The sequence below is a fragment of the Hufsiella ginkgonis genome (genome assembly GCF_009834915.1).
Taxonomy (GTDB): domain Bacteria; phylum Bacteroidota; class Bacteroidia; order Sphingobacteriales; family Sphingobacteriaceae; genus Hufsiella; species Hufsiella ginkgonis.
Map to the genome: position 1 here is coordinate 422,541 of NZ_WVHS01000002.1, position 17,538 is coordinate 440,078.

General features: G+C 49.6%; 23 protein-coding genes and 1 tRNA gene. 6 read left to right on the forward strand and 18 right to left on the reverse strand.

Annotation, left to right across the window (positions count from 1 at the left end; translation table 11 throughout):
* Window positions 1-73: 73 nt before the first annotated feature.
* The 5 genes from GS398_RS08535 to GS398_RS08555 all read right to left on the reverse strand — a co-directional run bounded on the left by GS398_RS08535 (window position 74) and on the right by GS398_RS08555 (window position 3,861).
* The gene (locus GS398_RS08535; protein ID WP_237488141.1) at window positions 74-238 is read right to left on the reverse strand and encodes a hypothetical protein; all 165 of its coding nucleotides are present in this window, start codon (window positions 236-238) and stop codon (window positions 74-76) included.
* Between the two features lie 170 nt (window positions 239-408).
* On the reverse strand, window positions 409-696 hold the full coding sequence (locus tag GS398_RS08540; protein ID WP_160906349.1) for a hypothetical protein: 288 nt from the start codon (window positions 694-696) through the stop codon (window positions 409-411).
* A gap of 149 nt (window positions 697-845) precedes the next feature.
* Entirely contained in the window at window positions 846-2,381 is a 1,536-nt protein-coding gene (locus tag GS398_RS08545; RefSeq protein WP_160906350.1) for a carbon-nitrogen hydrolase family protein, read from the reverse strand.
* 50 nt (window positions 2,382-2,431) lie between these two features.
* Window positions 2,432-2,968 (reverse strand): protein-tyrosine phosphatase family protein, encoded by a 537-nt coding sequence (locus GS398_RS08550; protein ID WP_160906351.1) that lies wholly within the window; start codon window positions 2,966-2,968, stop codon window positions 2,432-2,434.
* An 8-nt stretch (window positions 2,969-2,976) separates the two neighbouring features.
* Complete coding sequence (locus tag GS398_RS08555; protein ID WP_160906352.1) at window positions 2,977-3,861, reverse strand: diacylglycerol/lipid kinase family protein; 885 nt, start codon at window positions 3,859-3,861, stop codon at window positions 2,977-2,979.
* Between the two features lie 477 nt (window positions 3,862-4,338).
* Here GS398_RS08555 and GS398_RS08560 point away from each other — a divergent pair, with 477 nt between their 5' ends.
* From GS398_RS08560 to GS398_RS08570, 3 genes are all read left to right on the forward strand, one after another.
* Entirely contained in the window at window positions 4,339-4,710 is a 372-nt protein-coding gene (locus GS398_RS08560; protein ID WP_160906353.1) for a VOC family protein, read from the forward strand.
* 3 nt (window positions 4,711-4,713) lie between these two features.
* Entirely contained in the window at window positions 4,714-5,478 is a 765-nt protein-coding gene (locus GS398_RS08565) for a formylglycine-generating enzyme family protein (RefSeq protein WP_160906354.1), read from the forward strand.
* Between the two features lie 342 nt (window positions 5,479-5,820).
* Window positions 5,821-6,180 carry a GNAT family N-acetyltransferase gene (locus GS398_RS08570; RefSeq protein ID WP_160906355.1) on the forward strand — a complete coding sequence of 120 codons (360 nt, stop codon included), beginning with the start codon at window positions 5,821-5,823 and terminating at the stop codon, window positions 6,178-6,180.
* Window positions 6,181-6,189: 9 nt separating this feature from the next.
* On the opposite strand, the gene GS398_RS08575 is transcribed toward GS398_RS08570, so the two are convergent.
* The 6 genes from GS398_RS08575 to GS398_RS08600 form a co-directional block, all read right to left on the reverse strand.
* Entirely contained in the window at window positions 6,190-6,630 is a 441-nt protein-coding gene (locus GS398_RS08575; protein WP_160906356.1) for an SRPBCC family protein, read from the reverse strand.
* Window positions 6,631-6,730: 100 nt separating this feature from the next.
* On the reverse strand, window positions 6,731-7,144 hold the full coding sequence (locus tag GS398_RS08580; protein ID WP_160906357.1) for a VOC family protein: 414 nt from the start codon (window positions 7,142-7,144) through the stop codon (window positions 6,731-6,733).
* A 49-nt stretch (window positions 7,145-7,193) separates the two neighbouring features.
* The gene (locus GS398_RS08585) at window positions 7,194-7,628 is read right to left on the reverse strand and encodes a helix-turn-helix domain-containing protein (protein ID WP_160906358.1); all 435 of its coding nucleotides are present in this window, start codon (window positions 7,626-7,628) and stop codon (window positions 7,194-7,196) included.
* Between the two features lie 80 nt (window positions 7,629-7,708).
* Window positions 7,709-8,746: a GNAT family N-acetyltransferase gene (locus GS398_RS08590; RefSeq protein WP_160906359.1), complete on the reverse strand. Its 1,038-nt coding sequence runs from the start codon at window positions 8,744-8,746 to the stop codon at window positions 7,709-7,711.
* A gap of 146 nt (window positions 8,747-8,892) precedes the next feature.
* The gene (locus GS398_RS08595) at window positions 8,893-9,366 is read right to left on the reverse strand and encodes an OsmC family protein (protein WP_160906360.1); all 474 of its coding nucleotides are present in this window, start codon (window positions 9,364-9,366) and stop codon (window positions 8,893-8,895) included.
* Between the two features lie 16 nt (window positions 9,367-9,382).
* Window positions 9,383-9,778: an amino acid-binding ACT domain-containing protein gene (locus GS398_RS08600; protein ID WP_160906361.1), complete on the reverse strand. Its 396-nt coding sequence runs from the start codon at window positions 9,776-9,778 to the stop codon at window positions 9,383-9,385.
* A gap of 61 nt (window positions 9,779-9,839) precedes the next feature.
* On the opposite strand from GS398_RS08600, the gene GS398_RS08605 reads away from it, so the two are divergent.
* Window positions 9,840-10,520: an ArsR/SmtB family transcription factor gene (locus tag GS398_RS08605; protein WP_160906362.1), complete on the forward strand. Its 681-nt coding sequence runs from the start codon at window positions 9,840-9,842 to the stop codon at window positions 10,518-10,520.
* Between the two features lie 190 nt (window positions 10,521-10,710).
* On the opposite strand, the gene GS398_RS08610 is transcribed toward GS398_RS08605, so the two are convergent.
* Both GS398_RS08610 and GS398_RS08615 read right to left on the reverse strand, forming a co-directional pair.
* Window positions 10,711-11,685: a DUF7802 domain-containing protein gene (locus GS398_RS08610; protein ID WP_160906363.1), complete on the reverse strand. Its 975-nt coding sequence runs from the start codon at window positions 11,683-11,685 to the stop codon at window positions 10,711-10,713.
* A 222-nt stretch (window positions 11,686-11,907) separates the two neighbouring features.
* Window positions 11,908-11,983, reverse strand: a tRNA-His gene (locus GS398_RS08615).
* A 72-nt stretch (window positions 11,984-12,055) separates the two neighbouring features.
* Between GS398_RS08615 and rnhA the strand changes: the two genes are divergently transcribed.
* A complete protein-coding gene (rnhA, locus tag GS398_RS08620; RefSeq protein ID WP_160906364.1) occupies window positions 12,056-12,529 on the forward strand; it encodes a ribonuclease HI in 474 nt (157 codons plus the stop codon).
* On the opposite strand, the gene fbp is transcribed toward rnhA, so the two are convergent.
* The 5 genes from fbp to GS398_RS08645 are packed head-to-tail and all read right to left on the reverse strand — an operon-like array spanning window position 12,530 to window position 16,415.
* Window positions 12,530-13,597, reverse strand: a complete 1,068-nt coding sequence (gene fbp / locus GS398_RS08625; protein ID WP_160906365.1) for a class 1 fructose-bisphosphatase — start codon at window positions 13,595-13,597, stop codon at window positions 12,530-12,532.
* A 19-nt stretch (window positions 13,598-13,616) separates the two neighbouring features.
* Window positions 13,617-14,111 (reverse strand): metallophosphoesterase family protein, encoded by a 495-nt coding sequence (locus tag GS398_RS08630; RefSeq protein ID WP_160906366.1) that lies wholly within the window; start codon window positions 14,109-14,111, stop codon window positions 13,617-13,619.
* A 6-nt stretch (window positions 14,112-14,117) separates the two neighbouring features.
* Entirely contained in the window at window positions 14,118-14,777 is a 660-nt protein-coding gene (locus GS398_RS08635; protein ID WP_237488142.1) for a tRNA1(Val) (adenine(37)-N6)-methyltransferase, read from the reverse strand.
* A gap of 55 nt (window positions 14,778-14,832) precedes the next feature.
* Window positions 14,833-15,222 carry an SMU1112c/YaeR family gloxylase I-like metalloprotein gene (gene gloA2, locus GS398_RS08640; RefSeq protein ID WP_160906368.1) on the reverse strand — a complete coding sequence of 130 codons (390 nt, stop codon included), beginning with the start codon at window positions 15,220-15,222 and terminating at the stop codon, window positions 14,833-14,835.
* On the reverse strand, window positions 15,219-16,415 hold the full coding sequence (locus tag GS398_RS08645) for a PAS domain S-box protein (RefSeq protein WP_160906369.1): 1,197 nt from the start codon (window positions 16,413-16,415) through the stop codon (window positions 15,219-15,221). Before GS398_RS08645 ends, gloA2 begins: the two co-directional genes overlap by 4 nt.
* Window positions 16,416-16,572: 157 nt before the next feature.
* Here GS398_RS08645 and GS398_RS08650 point away from each other — a divergent pair, with 157 nt between their 5' ends.
* Window positions 16,573-17,517 carry a sensor histidine kinase gene (locus GS398_RS08650; protein ID WP_160906370.1) on the forward strand — a complete coding sequence of 315 codons (945 nt, stop codon included), beginning with the start codon at window positions 16,573-16,575 and terminating at the stop codon, window positions 17,515-17,517.
* Window positions 17,518-17,538: the final 21 nt, after the last annotated feature.

The following is a 17,538-nucleotide window of genomic DNA, read 5'->3' on the forward strand; positions in this document are numbered from 1 at the left end:
AGCGTAAGTGACATCCATCGTAACAGGCACGCTCAACGCTTAGAGATGATTCAATTGGCTTTTGCGCCTTCGGCTACGGCCTGAAGTGCGCTTCGTCTACGCCAGCTATTGAGCTGGCTTTGAGCATTAAATGGATTCTGGTAACTCGTAGCGAAGCCATATCGAGGTCGAGAAGGGCATCGGTGGTGAGGTCGCCGGGTGTAAAACCGCCCTGGGTTAACGCAGCGCCAACGGCCATAGTAAAGCAGCCGGCATGTGCTTCGTTGTAAAACTCTCCCTTTTTGTACGATTTAAAATGCCAGTAAGACCTGGAGGGATCAAATCCTGCTGACTCATCCCGGAGATGGTATTGATGGTGATTCTTAACCGCTCCAAAGCATCCATTTCGCGTAGCTTAACGGGATATTGTTACAGCTGCATCTCTCTCTCTACGTCTTTGGCACCTTCACCACCGGTGATCTTAAGGTACACGTGCGTACCGGCATCTTTAATCGTAAGCTCGAATTTAAAGTAAGGCAAATTTGTCCGCTGGTAAAGTATAAAAGTGGTCAGGCGCCTGATCATATCGTCGGTACCCTGGAAAGCGTAAACAAAACCGTCTGTACTTTCCTGCTTATCTTGAAGCGCTTCTTTCAGCCCCGCCAGGAGCTGCTCCTGCTTCTCGGGATCTTCATTAATTGTGTCACAGGATATCATGTTGAAAAATACGGATTATATTTTACGTAGGCGATATGAGTTTTCCACAGGACCCGGCCCGCAATCGGGGTAACATGATAAGACCCGCTTCTGCGTTCCTTTCCAGGCAGGCCAGGAGTAAAATCAGGCATAGTATGGCCGGGTTCAACTTACTGGTCCTGTTGTATCTTGTTTTTTAGCTTCAGCTCGTAAAAGTCGGTCCTCCTGTCTTTCAGGTTTCTTACGCTTCCGTAGCTGTGCAGCTCATGAAGCAATGAAAGGTCCACCTCCGCGATCAGGATCATTTCCGTATTGGCCGTGGCCTCGCTTTTGATGCAGTTTGAAGGAAAGGCAAAATCACTCGGTGTGAATACGGCTGACTGTGAATACTGGATATCCATATTTTCTACCTGCGGCAGGTTACCAACGCTTCCCGTTATGGCCACGAAGCATTCGTTCTCGATGGCCCGTGCCTGTGCGCAAAGCCTTACGCGCATATAGGCGTTCTGGGTATCCGTGAGGAACGGAACGAACAGGATCTGCATACCGTCATCAGCCAGCAGGCGGGCCAGTTCAGGGAACTCCACGTCGTAACATACCAGGATGCCGATACGGCCTGCATCGGTCTCGAATACTTTCAGGCTATCGCCGCCCTGTATACCCCAGTGCTTGGTTTCGTCGGGCGTGATATGGATCTTTTCGTACCGGTCTACCGTTCCGTTCCGGTGACACAGATAGCCAATATTTTTTAAGGTATCGCCCTCCAGGCTTGGCACGCTCCCGGTGACGATATTGACATTGTAACGGATAGCCAGTTCGCGGAACCGGTCCTTCATCGCTGGCGTATATTTCGCCAGTTCGCGCATTGCCTCGGCTTCCGACATATGGTTGAACCCGGCAAGCAGCGGCCCGTTGAATAACTCGGGAAATACCGCAAAATCGCATTTATAGGCAGATACCGAATCGACAAAATATTCCAGCTGGCTGAACATCTCGTCAAGATCCTTGTATAACCGCATCTGCCACTGGATCAGCCCGATACGAACATAAGTTTTTACGTTGAACAGGTTCTTAAGATCCGATACATAATACACGTTGAACCATTGCAGCAGGGTGGCGAATTCCTTGCTCTGTTCGTCCTCCGGCATGTAGTTGGCGAGGACTTTTTTTACATGGAAATCATTTGACAACTGGAAGGAAAGCACCGGATCATAGATCTCCTTGTTCTTTACTTTCTGGATATACTGCTTGGGGGTGAGTTCGCCTGCATATTCGTGGTAATTTGGAAGCCGTCCGCCGAAAATGATCGCCCGCAGGTTCAGGTTTTCACAGAGATCCTTTCTTGCATCGTAAAGCCTTCTACCCAGCCTGAGCCCACGGAAATCAGGATGGATAAAGATCTCTATCCCGTACAGTACATCCCCTTTTGGATTGTGCGTGCGGAAAGTGTAGTTACCCGTGATCTGTTTGTAAGTATGTTCATCGGTGAATTTCTTATAATCCACGATAATGGAAAGCGCACAGCCTACCACCACACCGCCCGCCTTAATAACGATCTGGCCCTCGGGGAACCTGTTTATCAGGTTTTCAATAGCGCTTGGACTCCAGTACCCGCCCTGCCAGCCCTGGTAGGATGCCTTCATAGCATCCAGCAGCTCCTGGTAATCTTCAAAATGTAACGGACCGATATTGACCTGTTCTATCATAGGTTTAGGTTAGGGGGTAAAGGTAACATCTCCTGCCATGACTGATACGTTCATAGACGTTTTTCTTTATAATATCGTTCCAGTTCTTTAAGGCGGGTAACCTGCCCGGGGCGCGGGTTGATAAAGGTCCTCACCTTTTTTACCAGCGCGAAGGCGTCGTCAAAGGTCAACCCCGTACTAATCAGGTAGGCGATCGTCATAGTCGGCCCGCGGCCAAGGCCCTGGCGGCAATGAATGTATACTTTTCCCCCGCTTTTGATCTCTTTAGCGGCGAAATCTGCGCCTTTTACCAGCGTTTCCAGCTGCGGCGGCGTATTATCAACCGTAGGAAGATGCAGGTATTTGATCCCTTGGTACCGTGCCTCCTCGTATACCGAATGCTCGCGCATATTGATAATAGCGGTAATTCCCAGCGCTCTTAGCTTTCCGAGCCCGATCCGGCTGTACTGGCTCCCCAGGAACAGGTCGGGAGTGATCCGGCTCCTTTTCAGCGTTGGTATCCCGGTAATATAGCGGTAAAGATTATCGTAGATCTTATGGAAAAAAATAACGACGAGGGTAAGCAGACTTCGGATCTTGGTAAGCATGGCGGGAATTATTCAGACTTGGGGACAAGGATTTTAACTGCGGCAGGCACTACCCGGATATCGATTTTTTTTCCCGATTCTTCCCGGTCATCGCAAATGAACCGCTGTTTTTTTTGCAGGGAAATAATGACCTGGCGGCACTTCCAGTGCTTTACCGCATCCGTGGGCTGCTGCAGCAGGGCGCTGCCTGCCGCTTTCAGGATGGATCCAAGGCCGGCATTTTTGAGCAGGATGATGTCCAGCAAACCGTCGGTAATACTTATACCTGGCTGCAGGTCATAATCCCCGATCCCTACGTTGCCCGAGTTGGTCACCGTAAGCGATACTCCCTCCTCCCGGCAAATCTTTCCGTCTATCTCCAGCTCGTACCCGATCGCTTCTGCGCCCGCTATAGACTTAACGGCCGTGATCCCATAAGCCAGCTGGCCCAGCCTGTCCTTCAGCTTACGGTCTGCCTCCAATACCATATCGGCCATAATTCCCAGGTTAACCCGAAGCAGGAATGGCTTGCCGTTCACACTGCCCATATCGACCCCTTTCAACGTATGGCTCTTACCGATTAACAGCTCAAGCGCTTCCACGGAATCCTGCGGAATGCCCAGCTCTTTGGCCATCACGTTAGCAGTCCCGCCGGGTACGATGGCCATCGGGGTGCCGGTGCCTTGCAGCGCCGCTGCCGTTTCGGTTACACTACCGTCGCCACCATACACGATCACCAGGTCCGTTTTGCCGATCAGGTCTTTAGCGATATCACCTGCAGTAAGGTCCTTCCTGGTAACCGAAACGTCCCAACGGATCCGTGTATCGCAGAATACTTTGCTGATCCACGACAGGATCGGCTCCTCTTTGCCCGAAACCGGGTTAATGATAAAATGGACGTTCCGGAATCTCATAGGTGCAGTGGTGTTAAGCTACCTTTCAACACCAACACGACCGAATGGTTTACTTTACCACGACCAAAGTTCCACGTGCTGCCTGGTTATGCTTCAACGATCACCACGATTTAACCGGACTGCGGGGAGTTTACCTGTTTGCTGCTATGAATGCGCTGCGTTGTTAAAACTACGATACCTGTACCTGGGGCCCAGGCATTACCATGGTCCCCGACCGGTACTTTTCTGCAGGTAAAGAGCTCTGGATCGCTGAAAATGAGTTCGATATGCCCCAGGCAATGCACAAGTTTGAAACGCCGCCACCTATTTGCAGGAAGTGACGGCCAGCCCGAATTCGGCGGTTACGAACTGGCCCGTCGTTCCGGGGTCTGTCTCTTAATACGCCGGGTATCCGCCCGTTGGTGCATGATACGGAGCTTTTCGGGCCGATTATCCCTGAACTTTTTATTGTCGCTGTTCCTTAATTAACTTAGCGTCATGCAGTTTATACCTTTGTTCAAAGTCCGCGATATGTGGGAAGCGATACGGCATTATACCGGGATTCTTGATTTCGCAATGACCTGCCCTGGTGATACAGCAGATTCCCCTGTCGTAGACCTGGGCCATGAACACACGGAGCTGCAGCTTACCACGTATGAAAGTGAGCGATTGTTCGGATCCGTAGTAAACATATGGGTTCCTGACGTGGATACATTGTTCGCCAGATTTATCAGCCGGGGGCTGGATACTTCGGCTAAAGCAAATTCCCCGGTTCACCAGGGGCCCGTTGATCAAACCTGGGGCAGGCGCGAATTTTATGTAACGGACGCAGACGGCAATACGCTTCGGTTTTGTCAAAATATCCACTGAGAAATGAATGACCTGAATATTCCATTTGATTACCGGGGAACGCAATATGCGATCGACCTTGCCTTTGTCGCCGGAACACCCGCCGACGACCCGTTCCTTTTCGGCACCGAACAGGCGATCAGCATCCCTGATTTCTATATCGCGAAATTCCAGACCACGCAGGCCTTGTGGAAATTCATCATGGGCGATGAGGCCAACCGTTCCGCAAATCGCGGTGACCGGCATCCCGTTGAACACGTATCCTGGAACGGGATCTGCGGACCCGGCGGATTCCTTGATAAGATAAACGAAAGATTTAAAGACTTCGGCACCTTTCGCCTGCCGTCGGAAACCGAATGGGAATATGCCGCACGGGGCGGATCGCACTGGCATGACGGCTATATTTTCGCTGGAAGTAATGATATTAAGGAGGTAGCCTGGTATGAAGGAAACAGCGGCCCGTATGCGCTGACCCTGGTTACCGGTCTGAAAAACACCGCCAAACTCACCCGGACGCATCCCGTAGGACAAAAAAAAGCGAACCAGCTCGGGTTGTACGATATGAATGGTAATTTATGGGAATGGTGCCGGGACTGGTTCATCCCGGATGCCGGCGCGGTTCCTAAGGACGGCAGCCCCTATTTCTTTCCCACTAACGAAAAAGTCTTGCGCGGCGGCTGCCACCATAACTGGGCTGTACATTGCACCAATACCAAGCGCTATGCAATCGGTCCGCAGTTCTTCGACGGCTGTATCGGCTTTCGTTTAGCTTTATTCCGGGACTCCTGACTTCACGCCGGGCATTCCCGGTTCAGTATATAAGTAACATGGTAACAGCTTCTTTTGTTAAGGAATAGCTTCGGATCGCTGCATATTCGAAATGTAAGGAATTTCTATATTGTGCCCTATTTAATCACATCTTGCTAATCATGAGCGCAGAGATTACGTCTCCTATTGCCGGTACCCTTAAATAGGATGAGCGCCTTCCCGGGTGGTGGAAAAGCAAGCCCATACCGATCCCGTTCTTTGATGACTTTGAGCTGCCGGTAACGTTTACGAAGCAGACGAGCCGTTGCGACGGATAAAAGACCCCAGGGTGCGCTACTGGGACACCCAGCCCCATGTCTGGGAATGCTTATCGCGGTAGTCTGCGGCAAACCCATAGGCATCGTGCAGATCATCGACCCTTTACTTGAAGACTCGCATTACTGGGGCGACGTTGAGCCTGGTCTTCGCGCTATCGACATCTGGATCGGTGAGGCGGACCAGCTTAACAAGAGTTACGACACCCAGATGATGCAACTCGCCCTTGCACGCTGTTTTGCCCCGCCCGGAGTTACCGCGGTGCTTATCGACCCGCTCGGGAATAATACCCGTGCGCACCGGTTTTACGAACCTATGGAGTTTACCTTCCTGCGGGAGCAGGTTTTCGGCAAGGACCGGTGCCGGGTTTACGGGATGGAACGGAGGGTGGATGGAAGCACCCGGTAACTTCATCTCTTAACCGGCTTTCTCTTCTTCCACGAATTTTTTCAGCGACTCACCGAGTATCGCGTTCCAGCCCTGGGTAAAGCTGCTGACGGCGAAACTGGGATGATCCTTCGGGAAGCTTTCCAGTCCTTCGTGGGTCAGCCTGAGCCTTGTTTTTTCCCCTTCTTCGGACAGATCCCAGTTGACCACCGAATACCCGTTGTTGTGCTTAGGGTAGGTCCAGCTGTAGCTGAGCTTATGAGGCGGGTCGGCGGCGATCACTTCACACTCGTGGAGGTATTGTTCCTTATCGTCCCCGCCTGTGAATGTAAACTTAAATCCTTTCTCGGCTTTAAATTCTTCCAGTTCAAAATACCATTGTTTCATCTGGTCCTTATCGGTTATGGCTCTCCAGACCTTTAAAACAGGTGCGTTGTAGATGCGTTCTACAACCAGTGGTTTTGTTTCCATCGCGTTAGTTATTAAGTTATTGAATAAGTTCATCGGGCGGGCTCTATAGCCGCATCCATGCTGTCACCAACAATTGAGGGCTCATGTTGCAATTCGTACCTTAACCTTTCTTCTCCCCCAGCGAAAACCAGTTTCCGGAATCATCCTTAAAGAGCGCCTCGAAGCCATAAAACTCCCGGGTAGGCTCTTTGGTGAACTCAACGCCTTTGGCTTTTAATTCCTCGTAAGTTGCTAATAAGTCGTTGCATTCAAACACCCCGAACCCGAAGGTGCCGGCGCTCACCAGCGCCCGCATCTGCGCGGCAGACCCGGCCTTGAACATCATGCCTTCGGTGATGGCCATTAAGCTGATCTCCAGCTCAGGCTGCTCCGGCGGGCATACCGTTAACCAGCGCATACCCGGTCCCATAGCGGCATCGGTATGTACGGCAAAGCCCAGTTTGTTTACATAAAAATCATAAGCGCTGTCCTGGTCCAGTACAAATACGCTGACGTGGTTTAATCTGGTGATCATGTTTTATCGGGTTGTTTTTACAAAGATGGCCGGTTCCGGTAAATGCCCCTTATTGAAAATTGCTGTTTTTCGCCCAGCCGATCTTTTGGACAAAACAACCCGGTATAAATTTCAGCGGCGAAACCTTCATCTGCATTTTTCGTGCAAGCTGCAGCTGCTGGTACTTTGCCGGCGTTTGAAGAACGAAACGCCTGAACAGCGTAGTGAACGTGCTGACGCTTTCAAAGCCTACCGAGAAGCAGACCCCGGATACCGGCATCCCGGTTTGCAGCAACAATTTCGCTTTATCGATGCGAAGCCCGGTTAAAAATCGGTGAGGCGTTTTCCCGTAGGCCATTTTGAAGATGCGTACGAAATGAAACTTGGAAAAGGCGGCCTCGCCGGAAATCTCGTCCAGATTGATGGGCAGGTGGTAGTTTTCTTCGATATAGCGCTTTGCGCTGAGCACCCTGCGGTAAAGATAGATCCGTGGAAAGACAGGCATAGTAAGCGAACTTACGAAATTACCCTTGTATGGCAAATTTACTTATTCAGCCTTGTCTCCGTTTATGAGGCACCCTAGCCTTACGACAACTTAAGCCTGCTGTACAGGTGCTCGTCGTGCAGCTCCCCGTTTTTTATTATCGATGAGCGGATCACCGCCTCCAGGGTAAATCCGGCTTTTTCCAGCACGCTCATGGACGCTTTGTTCGTGTGGAACACACTTGCGTACACCCTTACCAAGCCGAGCTCCCGGAACGCGTAATCCGCCAGCAACCTGACCGCCCCGGTTGCTATCCCCTTGTTCCAGTAGGGTTTCCCTATCCAATAACCTATCTCCCCGTTTAGCCTGTAAATATCCTGCCCGGGCGTCACGCTGCACACGCCCGCAAAAACCCCTTCTTCGAAAATGGCAAAAACCTGTTTGATGGTGCCGTCTTTTACCAGCCCAAGGAAGGTCTCGGCATCATTAAGCGTATAGGGATGCGGGAAGATGTCGCGCATATTACCTGCAATCCCGGGTTCGTTAGCGAGCTTTTGCAGCGTCCCGGGGTCGACGGCGGCCATATCGTGTAATTGCACGCTCCTAACGCCCGCAGGTTTCCCCAATGCCTTCCGCATCAGCACGTCTCTTTGTGTATCATCTCCCACCATAAACTCATGCTCCCCGAATTCTTCAAACCCCTGTTTCCGGTAAAACGCTATCGCCCGGGCATTCTTCTCCCAAACTCCCAGCCAGATACTTTCTCTCCCTTCTTTTTTTGCGATCTCTACCGTCTTTTGGTACAGCAGCTTCCCGATCTTCTTTCCCTGGTGACTGCTTTTCACGTAGATCCTTTCGATCTCGACCGACGCTTCCTCCCGCAGATCTGATTGCGCGCTCCCGAAGTTCAGTTTCAGGTACCCTACCGGCTCACCATGCTCGCATGCCACGTAAAACCTTGAACCGGGGTTCTCCAGTTCGCTGGTCAACTGCCCCGTGCTCAGCGCGCTTTCCAGGTACTTATCCATATCGGCTTCCGTATTGCTTTCCGCGAACGTTTCTTTAAACGTTTCTACGGCCAGTTCTCTTAAGGCATGCACCTGGTCTTCGAAGATTCTTATGATCTGTATGTCGTCCATGTTTTCCAAAGATAGGGAACGGTGCTATTTTTATAAAACCGGATCATACCTTAATGGGTGCCGGAAAAAGTTTTGGGTCCGGGTATACTGCCTTTGGCGGACGCATTAAGGAGGCATAATGTCGTGAATTTTTACCGCCGCTTACTTTATTGTGATTGCTTTATTTGTGATTTGTGAATTACCGGGAAATTTACCGAGTTGGCGATAAAGCACAGCGCGTTCGCCTGGTGATGAAGCCTGGCCGCTCTATCGATCATATCAACTGTCTTTACGGTAACTACAGGATTTAAAATCACCTCTTTGAATCTCCCTCCGCCGTTCGCGGTTTCGACCATGACGCCTTTAGCATGATCAATATAATCCGTTACAATTATGCCTGATTCTGCGCACAAATGCAGGTACCACAACATGTGGCAGGATGAGAGAGAAGCCACCAGCAATTCCTCCGGGTTGTATTTGCTTTTATCACCGCGGAATGCGGCGTCAGAAGATCCGTAAATTACCGCCTTATCTTCACTATAGATAGTATAGCATCTATCATAGCCCTGGTAGCCCGCAGTTCCGGAACCGGTATTTCCCGTCCATTTCATGATAAGCTGGTAGCGATGTTCTTTATTCATAATATTTAGTATTTAATTATCCCCACCATTCTTTCATCCATTCATCTGATACCTGTTTACCTTTTTCCAGGTTATCGACAACCAGTATCAATTGGTTGGCGTGGTCGCTATATTGGACCAGGATATTTATGCCAGCTAAAGCCATTCTCCGGCAAAATGCCCCTAATTGCCCGGGTACATCCTGCCTGAGCTTCTGGATGATGACCTCATTGATCTTCACTACGTTGGTTTGCACTTCTTCCAAAAGGCTTTTTGCACGTTCCGGTTCGTTCACCAAAAAATGTGCTATGGCCTTCTGTTCGTAATAAAATACGCCACCACCTTCCAGGCTGATCCCATTTTGGCCTAAGGTTTCACCCAGTAACGCAAGCGAGCCCGGTGCATTTTCTAATAATAGTTCTATGTCTTTCATCCTGATTTTTTTTTCAAAGTAGGCGAAAAACTTACATTTATATTTCATTATATACTGAACAATGGAGGCAGATCATAAATTTGCAGAGATAGCTTCGCTGATCTGTGAGCCGGTCAGGGCAAAAATGCTTTGGAGCCTGCTTGACGGCCGTGCCTATACAGCCGGCGAACTGGCGCTGGCGGCCGATATTTCGCCAGCGGCGGCCAGCAATCACCTTTCCAAACTGCTTAATAGTGCATTAATCAAAGTGGAAATACAAGGGAGGCACCGGTACTATTCGTTTGCCAGCCCCGAGGTCGCCTATGTCATCGAGTCCCTGGCCAGCTTATCCAGAAATGAAAAACCGGGTACAGTGAAAGAAGCCATGAAGCCTGTTCGATTTTGCCGTACCTGTTATGATCACCTGGCTGGGCATGTGAGCGTGCTGATCGCCGAAGCATTGGAACAAAAAGGCTACCTGGAAAAATCCGGGAACATTTACCTGGTAGCTGGCAGCGGATGGGAGTGGTTTGCGACATTGAATATCTTAAAAGGCGACGTAACCTCGTCCAGGAGAGCCTTAAGCAGGCAGTGCCTGGACTGGAGTGAACGCCGCCCTCATTTGGCCGGCGCCCTTGGAGCCGCCTTCCTGGAAAGGACGTTGGAAAACGATTGGTTCAGAAAAGTTAAATTCTCCCGGGAATTGATCGTCACCGTTAAAGGGCGTCAACAGCTTCTGGAACGGCTTGGACTTGCACTCTGACTTTTGCCTTCCTGTTCATCCTGGATGACACGAAGGGACGCTTTTGTGACGCAGTTATTTAAAGTCTCACAAATAATCCGGGTACGACAACTTATTGATCTTCGCTATTTTAACCGTTCGTTCTGTAACAGTTTAAATATATCCCCGATAGATCCCGATAAGCAGAGCCCGGCCGCTATAACAGGCTCTGTCATGATGTATGGTGAATTTTGCCGGCTGTGCTCACAGAATCCTGGGACGCGCTTTTGAAAGAACCTGGCAAATGAATGATAACACCGATAAGCAGGTTAATGCAGGCAGCTGCGGTCATCCAGGTATTTTCTTTATAAAATCCGAGAATAAAAAAGCAGGCGGTAAAAAACAGGTGGAACCAGCCCGGGACCATCCAGGTGATGGCAGGTAAGTTTTCAGCCGCAACCTTTCTCTTCCCCCATCCCACTATTACCAGGCCGAGCAGGATAACGCTGATCCCGTAAAAGCGGTGAACCGATTTAATCCCCAGGTACTTGTTTAAAAACGGGAACAGGTAAACTTCGGACGCGTATAAAACGAACAGTGAAGACAGCAGCGCAAGCACCGCGATGGCCGTAAATTTAAGAGCCCCGGTTTTATTTCGCATCAGCCACTTTTCAAAGGTGCGGCTGAAGGCCGAGTAACAGAACACTACCGTTTGCCAGCCGATGAAATTTCCGTACGGAATACCGAACCATTGCGCGGTTAAGGGATTCAATCCCGTACCCACCCAGTTCCAATGCCACATGTGGGTACGGTAAGCCACCGTATCCATGCCCAGGTCGATGTTCAGCGCCAGCAGCGTATCTAAAGCTGCCGCGGCCAGCAGGCCCAGCCCGAACCGGTCTGTAAACAGGCGGGCGGTATACATAATAATTCCCCAGCCAACACCGATACAGAGCGGGATATCCATGGGCGCTTTACCCAGCATCACCCAAAAACGGCCGTACGTATAACTTTCCATCAACACCTCCATGTACTCCAACAGGAGCCCGAAGGCTAACCCGCCCAATATATACAGCACATTACGCGCACCTCTCCCGGCGGCATGCACCAGGCATAGAATAAACAACAGGTAAAGCCCGCATTCAAATAAGGGGAAACACCAGGCAGGGGCCGGGCCGTAAGGTATTCCGGCGTAAGGCAGGTCCATTCTTTTTTTTCTAAATAGCGGCAGCTGACGTTTAATTACAGCGCGAACGAAAATAAGAGATATTCTTATCGCAGGGTAAGATCATGTAAAATTGGACTTATAATGGCTCCCAATTTTAGCTCCCAAACTTTTAAGCCTGATACAACCTTACGCTTGGTCCGCGGTTCCGAACTTTAACGCATAAAAAAGCCCCTATTCCGGCAATAAGGGCTTTTACACGATGGGTGGAATATGGGGCTCGAACCCACGACCTCCTGAACCACAATCAGGCGCTCTAACCAACTGAGCTAAAACCACCGTGTTGGGGATGCAAAAATAATAAATTTCTCGCGCCAACCAAATTCAATCGTGAAAATCTATTTTTGCGCCAATGATCGAACTATTTACAGACGGCGCATCAAGCGGTAACCCGGGTCCGGGGGGTTACGGCGTGATACTCCGCTCGGGAAAACATTATAAAGAACTTTCGGCGGGATTTCGCAAAACAACCAACAACCGGATGGAGCTGATGGCCGTGATCGTAGGGCTCGAAGCGCTCCGTAAGCCGGGTCAGCAGGTAACCATTTACTCCGATTCGAAATATGTGATCGAGGCGGTAGAGAAGAAATGGGTATTTGGCTGGCTCGCAAAGGGTTTCCAGGGAAAAAAAAATAAAGACCTCTGGCTTCGGTTCCTGGACGTGTATAAACTTCATACCGTACGGTTCCATTGGGTGAAAGGCCATGCCGGGCACCCGGAGAACGAACGATGCGACGTACTGGCGGTAGCCGCCGGAAAGCAAAAGGACCGGTTAGGGATCGATTCGGTATTTGAAGCAGAAAGTCAGCGAGATCAGCTGCTATAGTTAGTCGATGCCGCCGATGATACCCAGGTTTTCCAGCCTGGATTCTGTGTCGGCACGAATATCCTCAGAGTATTCGCTCATGAATTTCTCGGCCAGTAACACCATATTTTCGGATCCCACGAAAATGGCCGAACGCTGGTGAAGCGAGTCCACTTCGGTATCGAGTATCCGCGAGAATCCGTTGGTGGCCCTCCCCCCTGCTTGTTCGATGATGAAGGCGATGGGATTACATTCATACACCAGCCGCAATTTTCCCCTGGGAGAGCCTGCCGTGGTAGGATAAATAAAGATCCCGCCTTTAATAATGTTCCGGTGCAGGTCGGCCACCATCGAACCGATATACCTGGAAGTGTACGGGCGGTTAGTGGCGTCGTCCTCTACCTGGCAGTACTTGATGTATTTTTTTACGCCTTCCGGGAAGCGTTTGTAATTACCTTCATTGATCGAATAGATCTTGCCGTCTTTAGGTATCTTCATCTGCGGATGCGAAAGGCAGAACTCGCCGATAGAAGGATCGAGCGTAAAGCCGTTCACCCCTACACCGGTAGTATACACCAGCATGGTGGAAGCTCCGTAGACGATATAACCCGCGGCCACCTGCTCCGTGCCTTTTTGAAGCGCATCCCGCAACGTGGCTTTTCCTTCGGTTGATTTACGCCGGTAGATGGAAAATACGGTGCCCACGGCTACGTTCACATCGATATTGGATGAACCATCAAGCGGGTCGATGGCGACAATGTACTTGGCGTTCCTGGAGATCTCGGAGTCGATGTAAATATAATCGTCATTCTCCTCCGAAACTACGATGCAGCATTCCCCGCCGCTCTTCAGCGCGGAGATAAATTGCTCGTTGGCATAAACGTCCAGTTTTTTCTGTGTTTCACCCTGCACATTGATATCTTCCGTGTCGCCGATGATGTCCATCAGGCCGGCTTTGTTTACTTCCCTGTTCACAATTTTCGCAGCGATTGCGAGATCGCGCAGGAGACGTGAAAGCTCTCCTTTGGCATAAGGAAAATCCGCTTGTTTTTCGATGATAAATTGGCCGAGGGTTTTGACTCCAGACATACTTAGTGTATTTTATACATTATCTATTACCTAATTCTATGGCTTCTAAGGTATGTATTTTTTTCTCTGAAACACAAAATCTAAGCAAAGTTCGCGTCTTGTGCCATCCTGCCCTGCCGGCGGCACCGGGATTTAAGTGTAAACAACTAATTTTTTTATCATAGATCACCTTAAGGATATGCGAATGCCCGCAAATAAAAATATCGGGGGCGTCGGCGTAGATTTGGGGCCTTACCTGGGGGCTGTATTTACCGGGGTAACCGCCGATGTGTGTCATCCAAATCTTCATCTCTTCGCACATAAAACGGAGGTGCTCGCGGTATTCCTGGCGTATTTCCCTACCGTCTATATTTCCGTAAACTCCCCTGAGAGGTTTAAAACGTTTTAGCCGTTCGGCTACCTCAGGATCGCCAAAATCGCCGGCGTGCCAGATCTCGTCGCACTGCTCAAAATGTTTAAAGACCGCATCGTCCAGGTAACTATGCGTATCAGAAAGTAAACCGATCCGTTTCATGGGTAATCAGAAAATGGTAAAGAAATCTTTTAATAAAAGCCCGAACGCGGATGAATAGTTTTTGGGGCTCTCATATATCACCACCTCGCTTTCGATGGGGGTTCTCTCGTCGAACCCGAGCGAAAAGATCACCCTGTGCACCGGGTGTCCGCCGAACGATTTTACCCCGATCCAATGCCTGGGTTTAAGCCCGTAACGGGCGGCTGTCTCTTTCACTGGTCCGGCTGTTCCTTCCGGCAATATGAACCAGGCCGACCCGCCCGCAGCCAGGTGCGCGGCGCACTGTGCCACCAGCTCCTCAAAAAATATTTCGCCCGTATGCTTTGCCGTATTGATTTTTGCATGTGGGCTTTTCAGGGAGTTGATAAAGAAGGGCGGATTTGAAACGATCAGGTCGTATTTTAAATGCCCGTGCCGGTTAAGAAAAGCCTGGAAAGAATCGTGAAACACCCTCAGTCGCGGCCCAAACACCGATCTGCTAAAATTACTTCCGGCTGTTTGGGCGGCTGCCTGATCAATTTCAACGCCGTCAATAACGGCGCCGGGAAATCGCTGCGCCAGCATCAGCGCAATTACGCCGGTTCCGGTACCAATATCCAGTATGGCTTTCGGGGCCGGCTGACCGGCAATGGCGGCGAGCAGTACCCCGTCCGTATTGATCTTCATGGCGCAGCCGGTTTGATCGACATCAAATTGTTTGAAACGGAAAACACCCGCCATATTACTTTTCGTAAAGTTCCAGCGGAAGCTGGTCTGGATCGCTGAAAAACGTGAACTTCCTGCCTGTGCACTCATCGATGCGAACAGGCTCAGTAGCCACGCCGTGTGCCTGCAGGTTTGATATCGCTTCTGCAATATCGTCCACTTCAAAGGCTAGGTGCCTTAAACCAACTGCCTCGGGGCGTGAGGCCCGTACTGGCGGCTGCGGGAACGAAAATAACTCGACCTGGTAAAGGCCGTTGATGGCAAGATCGAGCTTGTACGACTCCCTTTCGGACCGGTATACTTCGGCCACGATCGCAAACCCGAGGATCTCCGTATAGAACTTTTTTGAAACGGCGTAATCGCTGCAGATAATGGCTAAGTGGTGGATGCGGTTTAACTTGATCATTCTGTTTGTTTTACGATGTGATGGATCTTTTGATCGAGGTCCCTCACCGCTTTTTCCATCAGCAGCAGGCATTCTTCGGAATCCTTATACCCCGACTCCCTGATAATGCTCATTAGCCCCAGGATCGAAGCCACCGGCGCCCTCAGCTCATGCGATTGAAAATGAGCGATCTTAAGAAGCGTTTCATTTTTTTCGCGTAAAGCGATCTCGTGTTTCTTGAGCTCATTCATATTTGCACCGTTGAACGAGATACCCAGGATGTCGCCTTTGGTATCCCAGGCGGGTTCGTACTTAAATGACCACCAGATCGAAAACTCCCCGTAATCTATCCAAAGATCATCATACGCCGTGATCCCTTCAATGGCGAGCCTGAACCTCGACAAAAAGCGCTCTTTATACGATTCGCTCAGGTATTCCATAATGTTGCTCCCGAGCACGATTTCTCTTGAATGCGCCTTCCCGATAAATTCGGATACCGCGTTGTTAAAATCCAGGATATGCATCCCCTTGTCAAGCAGCACATGGCAGATCGATGAACTGTGAAAGAATGCCCGGAGCTTCGCCTCCGAATTTTCGGCGATGAGCATCTGTTTTTCCAGCTCGAGTGCGCGGGATTGCGCCAGTTTTTTTTCTGATTTATAATAATTGCGAATGTAAATGGTAACGTAATAAATGAACAGCAGGGTAATCAGGTAGGTAAAAAAGATATCATAGGTCCGCCACCGGGCGTTTGGATACGTATTGCGAAAAATATCCGGCATGGCCGATTCCACGAACAGCAGGCTCATCACAACCACTACGTGCAGAACGATCCAGACAATATGTTGCCGCCGGGGAGTAATGATAATCAGCAGGTTGAACGTAAAAAAAAATAAGAAAATGGTTGGACCATTAATTCCCGAATTAAAATAATAATTGGAAATAAGCGCCAGGTAACTAATAACGGCGCTTCCCATCACACTAAACCTGAACAATTTTTTAAACCTCGAAAGGCAGTAAAAAGTAAGCAGCAATATCAAAACGCTGATACTAAGCACTATTACAGGCAGCAAATGCAGCAAAAGATTAACCAGCAGGAACCCCGTAAGCACGATAATGCTGATGATACAGGCAGCATGATAAGTTCTTGCTTCCATGGAAAACTCTTTAGCTGAGCCAATCAGGTCATTCCACTTGGTTTTTAACTTATTCATAGGTGAAGTCCGGTCAAATATAAAAAAATCCATACCTTTCTGTCACTTTTACTACCCGCCAATGAAATTGTATTCGCTACTATCAAGAGTAGCTTTTTTAAGAAACAAGTATTCCTATAAATTCCTTTTCGTAGCTTTTATAGGAATTCACCTGCCTTTGATCGCGATTATCCTGCTGATATCCCTTTCCGGTAAACATACTTTTGATGCGTTTAATATTATCGTGGTAACGCTTATTGTCACGCTGTCGGCCACAGCGGCTACTCTATGGGTGCAGCATGCGCTGATGGAGCCCATCCGGGTATGCCGGGATGCGCTGACCGATTATGTAGAAAAGCAGCAGCTTCCCAATATTCCCAAATCATTTCCTGACGAGATTGGCGTATTGATGCGCGGGTTAACCATGGCCATACACACCTTTGATAACCACATCCAGGAAAAAAAGGCGATTACCAACCTGCTGGCGCACGACCTGCGGGCGCCTTTAAACAACATTATACAGATCACTGAGCTGATAGACGGGAACCAGGATGAGGAAAGCCTGAAGGAATATGTACACTATATCCGCCAGGCAGCAGCACACCAGCGAAACATCCTGGGCAATGTACTGGAGCTGATGAGACTGGAAATCAGGCATTCTCAAACCTCCGAACAAACAAATGTAAAGGAAGTGATTAACCGCTGTGTCGAACACCTATCGATGAACATTACGGCCAAGGATTTAAAAGTTAACGTGAACGTTATGGCCAACCATAAAATAAACATCAGCAAGCAAGCCGTTGAACTGGTTATTAACAACCTACTAACTAACGCGATTAAATTCAGCCAGCCCGGACAGCCTGTTTATATTGAGGGAGCGAGGCACAAAGATCATTTCCAGCTGAGCGTGAGAGACGAAGGCGAAGGTTTTAACACCGAGGACACATCCCGTTTATTTGACGTATTCACCAGGCTATCGCGCGAAGGTACTTTTGGAGAGGTTTCGAACGGAATCGGTCTCCATTTATGTAAAAAGATCATCGAAAGCAATGGCGGCCGCATTACCGCCAAAAGTGAGGGAAAAGGATCGGGCGCGACTTTTACGCTGGTGATACCTTATTAAAGTGACTGTCCGCGACTAAAA